At 34.1% G+C, this 10720-nt stretch carries 10 protein-coding genes; 5 read left to right on the top strand and 5 right to left on the bottom strand.

Annotated features, from left to right (window positions below):
* Positions 1-127: 127 nt before the first annotated feature.
* Entirely contained in the window at positions 128-313 is a 186-nt protein-coding gene (locus H5T44_02460; GenBank protein MBC7081096.1) for a ferrous iron transport protein A, read from the bottom strand.
* A gap of 698 nt (positions 314-1011) precedes the next feature.
* Entirely contained in the window at positions 1012-2883 is a 1872-nt protein-coding gene (locus H5T44_02455) for a hypothetical protein (protein ID MBC7081095.1), read from the bottom strand.
* A 243-nt stretch (positions 2884-3126) separates the two neighbouring features.
* On the opposite strand from H5T44_02455, the gene H5T44_02450 reads away from it, so the two are divergent.
* Genes H5T44_02450 through H5T44_02430 form a run of 5 tightly spaced genes read left to right on the top strand, consistent with a single transcriptional unit; the run spans position 3127 to position 8377 of the window.
* Positions 3127-3618 (top strand): 3-isopropylmalate dehydratase small subunit, encoded by a 492-nt coding sequence (locus tag H5T44_02450; protein MBC7081094.1) that lies wholly within the window; start codon positions 3127-3129, stop codon positions 3616-3618.
* Entirely contained in the window at positions 3608-4720 is a 1113-nt protein-coding gene (locus H5T44_02445) for an isocitrate/isopropylmalate dehydrogenase family protein (GenBank protein ID MBC7081093.1), read from the top strand. Before H5T44_02450 ends, H5T44_02445 begins: the two co-directional genes overlap by 11 nt.
* Position 4721: 1 nt before the next feature.
* The gene (locus H5T44_02440) at positions 4722-5147 is read left to right on the top strand and encodes a metal-dependent transcriptional regulator (protein ID MBC7081092.1); all 426 of its coding nucleotides are present in this window, start codon (positions 4722-4724) and stop codon (positions 5145-5147) included.
* A complete protein-coding gene (locus H5T44_02435; GenBank protein ID MBC7081091.1) occupies positions 5116-6258 on the top strand; it encodes a class I SAM-dependent methyltransferase in 1143 nt (380 codons plus the stop codon). Before H5T44_02440 ends, H5T44_02435 begins: the two co-directional genes overlap by 32 nt.
* A 55-nt stretch (positions 6259-6313) precedes the next feature.
* Positions 6314-8377 carry a PKD domain-containing protein gene (locus H5T44_02430; GenBank protein MBC7081090.1) on the top strand — a complete coding sequence of 688 codons (2064 nt, stop codon included), beginning with the start codon at positions 6314-6316 and terminating at the stop codon, positions 8375-8377.
* A 174-nt stretch (positions 8378-8551) separates the two neighbouring features.
* Here the strand turns inward: H5T44_02430 and H5T44_02425 are convergent, their stop codons facing one another.
* From H5T44_02425 to H5T44_02415, 3 genes are read right to left on the bottom strand one after another with little or no spacing between them, the layout of a single operon-like run.
* On the bottom strand, positions 8552-9046 hold the full coding sequence (locus H5T44_02425; protein MBC7081089.1) for a cob(I)yrinic acid a,c-diamide adenosyltransferase: 495 nt from the start codon (positions 9044-9046) through the stop codon (positions 8552-8554).
* Positions 9043-9573, bottom strand: a complete 531-nt coding sequence (nifU, locus tag H5T44_02420) for a Fe-S cluster assembly scaffold protein NifU (GenBank protein MBC7081088.1) — start codon at positions 9571-9573, stop codon at positions 9043-9045. Before nifU ends, H5T44_02425 begins: the two co-directional genes overlap by 4 nt.
* Position 9574: 1 nt before the next feature.
* Positions 9575-10717, bottom strand: coding sequence for a DNA primase (locus H5T44_02415; GenBank protein ID MBC7081087.1), 1143 nt, complete (start codon positions 10715-10717; stop codon positions 9575-9577).
* Between the last annotated feature and the right edge of the window lie 3 nt (positions 10718-10720).

The raw sequence follows: 10720 nt of genomic DNA, 5'->3' as shown, positions 1-10720 counted from the left end.
ATTATATGAAGTAACTGTTGGAGCTTTTTATGGAAAAGCTGGAGGAGTTGCAACTGATAAAATAATTGTATGGATATTTAATCCATAAAGTTTGAGTAAGCTATTGTCAAGCATTAGTAAAAAAGTTTTAACTTGAAAATCCTATTTCCCTTCCATCTACCCCAACAACTGTACTAAAGGGATGAGATGCTATTACCCTTAAATTTTTTCCTTCTCTTAATCCAATACTCCTTACTCTTCTCTTCAGGCCAAAACCACCTTCTATGCATGCAATTATTCCTTCTTTTTCTGGTTCTAAATCAACAAGAGGTATTTCCGCATCTCTGAAATATATGAATATTTAAAAAATATTTCGGCTTACCTAAATTTTTAATTAGTAAGGGAAAAACAGATTAGCTCTTCTAATATAAAAAGATAACCATTTTTATGCTTTGTTGCATAATTAACCAATTTCTAGTCTTTCATTTTTTTATTTTTTAAATCTTCTTATGGATCTGCCCATAGCGTTCTATTAGTTATATCATAATGTATCAAGGCATTATAGAAAAGATACTTTAATTCAACTTCATTGAACATATTTTCTAGTTTCGTAGCACTACATATTCTTCAGATTTACGTTTGACTCAGAGAAAATGCTCTCAGCATACCATCTCTTCCTAGTTTACGGAACTCACGTGCGCACTTTTTATTTTTAAATGTATGACCCGCATCTCTTCTGATTTTTATTCCTGCCATACAACGCCTTCAATTTTTTGAAAATTATGAACTTTCCATTTATGTCGCATCTACTAACCTCTTCTTTTTCCTCTTATTGGGTTAAGGTGATTCTTATTTGGAGTTTGCTTCAAATCGTAGAATAATCTGGAACCTAAACTCACTAACTTAGATACTCCTTAAAAATCCTTCCAGAACCATGTAATCTACCTTGTCTTTTCATATTCCCATCCAAAGAGGAAATAGGTTTAGGCTATTTTAATAGTTATGCAACAACAGCAACTTTACTTTTTCCCTTTACTCTATTTTTATTTCCACATTGTTTTCTTTTTCCGCAAACCATGGAATTTCTATTTCAACAATTGAATTCGGTGGAATATTTATTCCTTCGACTCTATTCTTTTCCTTTCCATTTACTATAAGAATAACCTTTTTATTTTCCGCTTCAACTTCTCCTGTATTTTCAATTCTAACCCTTGTTATAACTTTTTCTCCCTCACTAAAATCTTTTGGCTCATGTTGAATTTCTGTATTAAGGACTGGCATTTTTTCGCGAAGAGTTACCAGCATGTTTATCTTTTCCTTTTTCCCTTTTTCTGGAATTACAATGAAATCAATTGATGCCCATTCCTGCACGCTTTCCTCTTTTGGAACGATCACATTAACCTTTATTTTTTCTTTCTCTCCGCTATCAAGAATAAATTCCTGCTTGTCAGAATAAATTTTCCAACCGGCGGGTATTTTCCCACCTATCTGTACCTTATATCTCTTGCTTTTCTTTGAAGGATTTTGTACATATATAGAAAAGCCTCCCTTTCCGCCGGGTGGCAGTTCGATGCTCCTTTCATCGCATGTTATAATTGCGCTTTTTCCGGTTTCTTTTCCTATATAATATGCAATAAAAAGAAGGATGGCGGTGAAAGCAATGAAGAGTATAAAACCTATGTTTCCTTTGCCTTCTTCTTCAGGAATTATTGGGGAAATGGTTACATAATCTGAATCTTTGGCATTAGCTGATTCCGCAACAACTTCAACAATTTCCCCGCTCTTTGCATTTTTTGGAATTTCAACCGTTAAGTTTATTGATTTGCTTTTCCCTTCATCAAGAGTTATCTCTTTTTCTTCCAAGCTACAGCTCCAATTTGATATTACCTTCAATTTATATGTATCTACTGTATCACCGGTATTTTTTACTTCAAATTGAATTGTTAAATTTTTTCCTAGTTCTCCCTCTACATTTTTCTCCTTGAAAATTACATCCACTCCATATTTAAATGAAGTAACTGTTGTATTTAGCCATATTGAATCATATCCTGTATTTCCCTGTGCAACTATAGTTATGTTTAGATAATCTCCTTCTTTTGCATCATATGGAGGAGTAACACTTACGATAGAGGTATTATATCCCTTTCCATCAACAAAAAGCTCTTCTGGATTTATTTCTACCAGCCAGTCATCACTATAATTTGTAGAAATTTTTACCAAATCTCTTTCTGGACCATTATTATATATGTATAGATTATAGGTTGCACTTCTTCCTGGTTTTGTACTTTTTTCCTGAGTAAAGCATTCTATATTTATTCCCCATTCACTTATATTCAATGGAATGAGGGCATATGATTTTGCGGTTAAGGAATCATACAATATATTTGTGTCAAAAAAAGTTGAAAGGATGCTTAAAGGAATAAATGATGATAAATCAACCACCTTCTCTATTTTTATTCCAAGAAAGTGATTGGCTGGCAGAATATATTCAACATTTTCAAAATATACGTTATCTGATTTTAAGGTATTGTTTTTCAAAAAAAAGAGGATGCGGGGGCTTGTTGATGCAATCACATCTACATTTCCTTCTGGGGAAATATCAACAAGATATAATTTTAATACTCTTATTTGGGTGGGAACATTTATTTTTGTATATGCCTCAACCCAATAGCCAACCGTAACATCTCCACTTATTTTTGTATCGTTTCCCATAGGCAAAGTCGCCCATATAGCGGGCCTTTCATCAATGTTTATGTAAGAAATATATGTGCCGGATGGGGGAGATGCATCCATCAGTTTTGCATCTGGATAATAAGGGTGTGTATCATCGTGAAAATAGTAATAGCCCGCATTTGCATTTATTGAAATTGCAAATATCAACAATAATGGAACCAATTTTTTCATCAAGTAAAATATGGAATGTTTATATATATTTTTGTTGCAAAAGATGATTCTCCATATATTCTATGATATTCATAAATCCTTTTCATTTTATGTTTGAGGGAAAATAATTTGCCAATATTGTGGTTGTGAAGATGTTGTAAAGGCTGAAAAAGATACAATAAAAGTTAAAAACAAATTTTTTAGCTAACATGCGGAGATAGTGCTCGATAGCAAAATTTTTTATTTCCAACGTATTTCTACTTAATGATAATAAAGGGAAGGGTAATTAAGTATGGAGATAACATAAATACGGATGTAATTTATCCAGGGAGATATTTGGAGATAACTGACCCAAAAGAAATGGCAAAACATGCAATGGAGGATTTGGACAAAAATTTTCATGAAAAATTAAAAAATGCAAAAATAATTGTTGCGGGGAAAAATTTTGGGTGTGGCTCATCGCGGGAGCAGGCGGTGACGTGCTTGAAATATGCGGGAATTGAGGCGATAATAGCGAAATCCTTTGCAAGGATATTTTTCAGAAATGCTATAAATGAAGGAATTCCTGCTCTTGAATTTGAAACGGATAAAATTGATGAAAGGGATGAAATTGAAATAGATGTTGAAAATGGGAAAATAAGGAATTTAACAAAATCCGAAACTTATGATGTAAAACCATTGCCAAAATTTTTGCTTTCAATAATAAAAGAAGGAGGACTTATCCCATATATGAAGGTGAGAAAAAATGAAATATAAAATTGCGATGTTGCCGGGAGATGGTGTTGGAAAAGATGTTATGGATGCAGCACAGATAGTTTTAAATGCTAGCGGGCTTGATGCGGAATATATTTATGGAGATATTGGCTGGGAATTCTGGAAAAAAGAAGGAAATGCACTCCCAGATAGAACAGTTGAAATACTAAAAGAAACAGATTGTGCCCTTTTTGGAGCAATAACTTCAAAATCAAAAAAAGAAGCTCAGGAAGAGGTTGCAGAGCATTTGAAGGGTAAGGTTGAATATTCTAGCCCTATAGTAAAGCTCCGCCAGATGTTTGATTTATATGCAAATATAAGACCATGTAGGGCATATAAAGGAAATCCACTGAATTATAGAGATGATATAGATATTGTTATATTCAGGGAAAATACTCAATGCCTCTATGTGGGAGTTGAATTTTATCCATTGCCAGATGAAGTAAGAAAAGCTTTAGAGTTGAATAAAAACATGCTTAAATTCCATGATGTGCCCGCTGAAGATATTGCAATATCCGTTAGAATATTTACAAGGGAGGGATGCAGAAGAATTGTCAAGAAGGCTTTTGAATATGCAAAAGAATATGGTAGAAAAAGTGTAACTGTTGCAGAAAAGCCAAATGTTCTAAGAGAGACATCAGGAATGATGATAGAAGAAGCGAGAAAAATTGCACAGCAATATCCTGACATAGAATATAAAGAAGTGAATATAGATGCACTCACCATGTGGCTGCTGAAAAATCCATCAGATTATGATGTAATAGTCACATCAAACATGTTCGGCGACATTATCTCAGATGAGGCAGCCCAGCTTGTGGGCGGGCTCGGCTTTGCGGGAAGCGGAAACATTGGAGAAAAATATGCAATTTTTGAACCAACGCATGGCTCCGCACCAAAGTATGCGGGCAAGTATGTTGTGAATCCGATTGGAATGATTATAGCGGTAAAGATGATGTTTGAATGGCTCGGGGAAAGAAAGCTTGCGGATAAGATTGAACAAGGAATTGCAAGAACTGTTGAGGAAGGTAAAATAAGAACATATGATATGGGAGGAAATTCCAGCACGCTTGAAATAGCGGAGGAAATAGTAAGGAATATGGATTGAAATGAAGAATAAAAGATACGAGGAATACATTGAAACCGTATACGGGCTTGTAAAAAAGAAGGGAACCGCAAGAACAAATGATATTGCAAAAAATATGAAGGTAAGGCCATCTACCGCTACAGAAATGCTTCAAAAAATGGAGGAGAAAGGGTATATTAAGTATACAAAATATAGAGGAGCAATTTTAACAGAAAAAGGGCGCAGGATTGGAAGAAAATTGGAGGGAAAGCATTATGCCTTGAGAAATTTTTTTGTATCAATAGGTGTGGATGAAAAACTTGCTGATGAAGATGCCTGCAAAATAGAGCATGTTGTCTCAAATGAAACTTTAAATAAGCTAACAAAATTTCTCGATTTCATTCAAAAAAGCGAGTTGATGATAGAATTTGAAACTCATGAAAATAGAAGAAATAGAAGAAGAAATTAAAAAAGCGGAAAAGCTGATAAGGCAAGGATATAGCAGAAAACTGGTGATCAGCAGGCTTAAAGAAATATATTTTCCTGGGGAGAAAATTTTTGAAATGGCAAAATGCAGAATAATCTCTTCAAAGAAATTTCCATCCCATAATATATTTTTTGATGAATACGGGTTAAAATATTCCACTCCCCCACTTATTGCTCAATATAGGGCAAAAAGAGTTAAAGGTAATTCAATAGCGGATGTTAGCTGTGGAGTGGGGGTACAGTTAATTTTTTTTGCAAAAAATGCAAGAGTTATAGGAATTGAGAAAGATAGCTACAGGGCGAAGATGGCAATATTAAACATGGAAATAAATGGAATAAAAAATTATGAAATTATTGAAGGAGATTGCCTCGATAAAAAAATTGTGGAAAGAATAGATGCCGATGCAATTTTTTCTGACCCCTCAAGAAAAGAAAATGAAAAGAAAAGGAAATTGAATAGTTTAGAACCAAATCCATTGAAAGTTTATGAAATTTATAAAAAGAGGACTGATAAAATAGCTTTTGAACTGCCTCCTCAGATTTCAAGAAATGAAATCTTAATAGAAGGAGAAAAGGAATATACTTCTCTTAATTTCACTTTAAACAGGCTTGCTCTTTACACCAATGAACTTGCTTCCTGCAATATTTCCGCTGTATCCCTGCCTTCCGAGGAAAGAATAACTGATATGGATGAAAAAATTGAGGTATTTTTTTCTGATAAAATTGGAGAATTTATTTATGAAATTGATGTAACTGTTGTAAAGGCTGGATTGGTGAGCAATTTATTTGGAAAAATAGGTTTTGATGGAAATTTAATTAAAATTGGAAAGAGGAGAAGTCTTGCTACTTCAAGCATTCCTTACAATTCTTCTTTTTTAAGAAGGTATAAAGTTATGGAGATATGCTCATTCAACCTTTCGGAAATAAACAAAATTTTGAAAAATATAAATGCAAGGAAGGCAATTTTAAGAATTGATATAGAGCCAGAAAATTACTGGAATGTTAGGAAAAAAATTGAAAGCGGGCTAAAAGGAGAAAAAACATATCAAATATTTAAATTCGAAGATAAGGCATTGATTGTGGAAGAGGGCTAACTTATGCAACAAATCAAAACCAGAAAAAATTATATATTTAAATTTAATTAAATTTATGGAGGTAAAAATAAAATCTGGAATAATAAGCTTTTTTATAGTTTTAATGCTATTGGCTCCTTCTTTAAGTTTTTCAGAAAGCTGGAGCATTTCTTTTGAAGCATTGCAAGAAAATGGTTACACTAATGAAGCTATTTATTTTAAAGTTTTAGTAAATGATGGCAAGCATAGCGAAGATTTTATCATAATGAAAGAAAATAGCGAAGAAATTCACTGGTATTATTACGTTCTTGATTTAGGAGATGGAAGTGAAAAAACTGGATTTGCAAATACAAATCCATTCTATGTTTCCTGCATTTATAATAAAGCTGGAGAATATTATCCAAAGATATCTGTTAAAAATGCAGAAAATAATGAATGGAAGCATAAAGTATTGAGCAAGCCAATTAAGATTGAAAAGAGCAATACTGCTCCTGTTGGAAAGATTAACTTCTATGGAGAGAATAAAGTTGGTGAGGTTATAAAGTTTGATGGATCAGCTAGCTATGATGAAGATGGCTATATTGTTAGCTATAAATGGAACTTTGGAGATGGAAGTACCGCTAATGGCGAGATTGTTGAACATGCTTATGATAAACCTGGCTATTATACTGTTAGTTTGATTGTTAAAGATAACAAAGGAAGCGAAGGCTTTGATGTAGCTAAGATTGAAATTGTTGGTAAAGGATTGCCTACTGTTAGTAGCGATGACCCGAGCCAGGAAGATACAAGCGGTGGATTTGTCAAGATATATGGTGGAGCTTATTATGCACAGTCATTTATTCCAAATCCTGAAAAACAAAAGATGAATGAATTGTATATATATGTTGGAAAGAAAACTTTTGAATATTCTGATAGTAACGGTGAAACTGATAGCAGTGAGAATAACAACATGGTGAGCAGCTCAGATTCTAACCCAGGTGTGCTTATGAACAGTCTGCGTAACTTAGGTAGAATTTCCTTTAAAGATATTATTGTTTCTTTCATTTCAAAAATCTTAGGTAAATCTACAGATCAAAAAGGGTATGAAAGTAAGAAAGGCAACTCCAATCCTTATCAAAAGTTATCAGATCTTTACGTTTACATAAAAGATGACTTAAATGGAAAAATAATCGCTAGAGTTACTATTTCACCAGAGGAAGTTAGTAAAAGTAATGGTTGGCTTCGTATAGATTTAAGCTCTGCAAATGTTTTGTTTGATATAAGAACATTAGGTAAAAAACCATATTACATAGTTCTTTACTGTCCTACTGGGAGTAGTATCAGTTATTATAAATGGTACTATAGTACCAGTGATGTCTATGCCAATGGTTCGGCCTATGAGAGACAAGGTTCAGTATGGTATGATTTAGGATACGATTTTGCCTTTAAAACAACAATGGCAAAAAGTGGAAAAGAGCCAGATGGTGTAGTAAATAGATGGGCAATTGTTATAGGAGTAGTTTACTATGACGAAAAATGTAGTGCTTACTATAAACCAGCTTACGGTTGTGACAACGCAGCTAATGATATTGCAGCTATGTTAGAAGCAAGTGGGTGGCACGTTGTAAAATTATTGAATGAGGAAGCTACATACAAAAGAGTAGAAAGTGAAATTTCAAAGATTAGAAATGTAGAAGATGCTGATGATGTGTGTTTATTCTTTTTCAGCGGTCATGGATATGCGCTTCATGATTGCGTGTTATTTGATTCAAGTTTAGAGGTATGGTACAGAGATTTTGCATCTTATCAAATAATTATTGATGAGGGTTGTTTTTCCGGTAGACTTATAACAAACACCTCTTTACCAAAAGAAGGAAGAATTATCTTAACGTCATCAAAGGAAGATGAAGTTTCTTGGGGAAGAGTATTTAAATCCGTTAATAAATGGTACGGAGTATTTTCATACTATCTATTGGAAGGATTAAGAGGAAAAGCTGATGGAATTAAAACAGATGAATTTACTGGCACTAAAGATGGCTGGGTATCTGCAGAAGAAGCATTTTACTATGCAAAACCTCGTGTAGAGAGCGAGGGGAGAACACAACATCCGCAGATTTATGATGGAATAGAAGGAGAAGTTTGGTTGACAAAATGCCAGTAATAATTTAATAAAGGAGAGGGAGACAACACCTTTTACAAAAGATTTTCTATACATCCTTTTATGGCTATTATTTCTATCCAAATATTTTTTATGTTTTCTAGCATTATTTTTTCATGATATTTCATAATAGTGTTAAAATTGAATATTTAATTTTGTTGTAAATCAAAACTAACCTTAGAACTCAATTCCCTCAATTGTTTCTCCTGTTTTTTCGTAATAATGCTTTATATTTTTCATTTCAGTTACAATATCTGCAATTTCTATTATTTCCTTTCTTGCATTTCTTCCAGTAAGAATTATATTTGTTTCTCCTCTTTCCTCTATAAGCTCCATGACATCCTCAACTTTTACAAGATTTTTATCAACTGCAACATTTATTTCATCAAGAATAAGCATGAATGGCTTCTTTTTAATTTCCTCCCTTGCAAATTTCATCGCTTTTTCAGCCATCTCAAAATCTTCTCTGCGAGCTTCAAAAACAAAATCTCCACCAAACTTAAAAACCTCTATATTCCCGACTTTAACCATTTCCTCCCCGCTCGGCTTTGCTTTCATAAATTGAATAACTACAACCCTTTTGCCATGCCCCGCCGCCCTGAGGGCGCACCCAAAGGCGGAGGTTGTTTTTCCTTTGCCATCGCCCGTTAAAACTATTACTTTACCTTTCATTTTTTGAAATATTCTCTTATCCTGCTCACTCCCTCAGCACTTATTATGTTTGAAATTTCTTCTATTGAAGTTTTTCTTAACTCATCAATGCTTGCTATTCCTGCCTGCCAGAGAGCTTTTGCATCTTTTTCCCCAACAATTTTTGAAAATTCCTCCATTATTTTTTCCCTGTTTCTGTAATTTTCAATTGCCTTATGAAGTCCTTCAGCTGCAAGATTGCTACAATGCATTTTTATTGGAGGAAGTCCTTCAAGTGCATCCGCTATATCCTTCCTGCTTATCTTCATTCCTTCTTCAAGAGTTTTTCCTTTTGCAAGCTCACTCAGCATTGATGATGTTGCAATTGCTGCTGCACATCCCATTGTTTCCCATCCAATATCAACTATTCTATTATCATTAACTTTTATGTAAATGTACATCACATCCCCGCAGACAGGATTTCCAACTTTTCCAACCGCATCCGCATCCTTCAGCCTACCTTTATTCCTCGGATTCAAAAAATGATCCATTACTTTCTGTGAATACATTTTATTGCTTCTCTGTAAGTATTTCAAGATTTTTTGGAACTTTTGTAACTTCTCCCATTGCGGTAGCCACAATTTTCTTTACTTTATTCTCAAACGCATGATCAAGCAGTCTTTGAGTTATAATTCCATCAAAAACTATTGTTTTTGGCTTTGTTTTCCCAACTTCCTCAATCAATTTCTCCGTTTCTATCCTTTTAATCTCCTTTCCATCATCATCAAGAAAAACCGCTATATGTTTTTCTCTTATTTCCTCAAATAATTTATCATATTCTCCAAGCTCACTCTTCTTTTCCTTTTTTATTCCCATATTTTCAAGATATTGCTCCGCTGGTATCTTATTTTTCAAAGCTTTCATAACAAGCTTATAACTCAATTCCTCTACTTCTCTTGTAGGAGGGGCTCTTGCAACAAAATCTATATCCGCAACTTGAAGCAATTCTCTTAAAATAAGCTCTCCTCCTCTATCCCCATCAACAAATGCGGTGGCAATTTTTTCATTGCACAAATCAATTATTGTCTGAGGTATGTTTGTCCCTTCAACCGCTATTACATTTTTTATCCCATGCCTGAGGAGATTAACAACATCATTCCTCCCTTCAACAATTATTATCGCATCGCTCTTATCAATGTTTGGCCCTGCAGGCAGGCGCTCCTTCCCATAATATGTTATTTCCTCAACCTGCACAGATTGCCTTATTTCTTCAACTAAGTCCGGCATCTCCTCCTTATCCTGCTTCATTATTTCCGCCAATATTTCCTTTGCTCTTTCAACAACTCTCTTTCTCTTTGCAATTCTTATATCCTCTACTTTCTCAATTTTCAGCTCCGCCTTGCAAGGACCTATTCTATCAACGCTTTCTATTGCGGATGCTATCAAAACCGTCTCAACTTTCTCCAGGGCAGAGGTAAGTGTAAATTCTCCCTCGCTTTTACCTTGCAAATGCTTTATATCAACCTCTATTCTTCCTATTCTTGCTGATTTTTGTAAGTCTCTTAAATCTAACTCCTCGCCTATAAGTCCTTCGGTTTGGCCAAATATTGCACCTATTACGTCCGATTTATCAACTATCCCTTCAACTCTTATTTTTCCCTTAATCAAATATTTTGCAGCGGATGGATCTAGCGACAATAATACCACCTCCATAGT

The organism is Thermoplasmatales archaeon (assembly GCA_014361195.1).
GTDB lineage: Archaea > Thermoplasmatota > E2 > UBA202 > JdFR-43 > JACIWB01.
This window is presented reverse-complemented; position numbering and strand designations above follow the sequence as displayed.

Coding starts and splice junctions, on each gene's coding strand:
- H5T44_02455 (MBC7081095.1), bottom strand. CDS start 2,883: ATGAAAAAATTGGTTCCATTATTGTTGATATTTGCAATTTCAATAAAT.
- H5T44_02450 (MBC7081094.1), top strand. CDS start 3,127: ATGATAATAAAGGGAAGGGTAATTAAGTATGGAGATAACATAAATACG.
- H5T44_02445 (MBC7081093.1), top strand. CDS start 3,608: ATGAAATATAAAATTGCGATGTTGCCGGGAGATGGTGTTGGAAAAGAT.
- H5T44_02440 (MBC7081092.1), top strand. CDS start 4,722: ATGAAGAATAAAAGATACGAGGAATACATTGAAACCGTATACGGGCTT.
- H5T44_02435 (MBC7081091.1), top strand. CDS start 5,116: ATGAAAATAGAAGAAATAGAAGAAGAAATTAAAAAAGCGGAAAAGCTG.
- H5T44_02430 (MBC7081090.1), top strand. CDS start 6,314: ATGGAGGTAAAAATAAAATCTGGAATAATAAGCTTTTTTATAGTTTTA.
- H5T44_02425 (MBC7081089.1), bottom strand. CDS start 9,046: ATGAAAGGTAAAGTAATAGTTTTAACGGGCGATGGCAAAGGAAAAACA.
- nifU (MBC7081088.1), bottom strand. CDS start 9,573: ATGTATTCACAGAAAGTAATGGATCATTTTTTGAATCCGAGGAATAAA.
- H5T44_02415 (MBC7081087.1), bottom strand. CDS start 10,717: ATGGAGGTGGTATTATTGTCGCTAGATCCATCCGCTGCAAAATATTTG.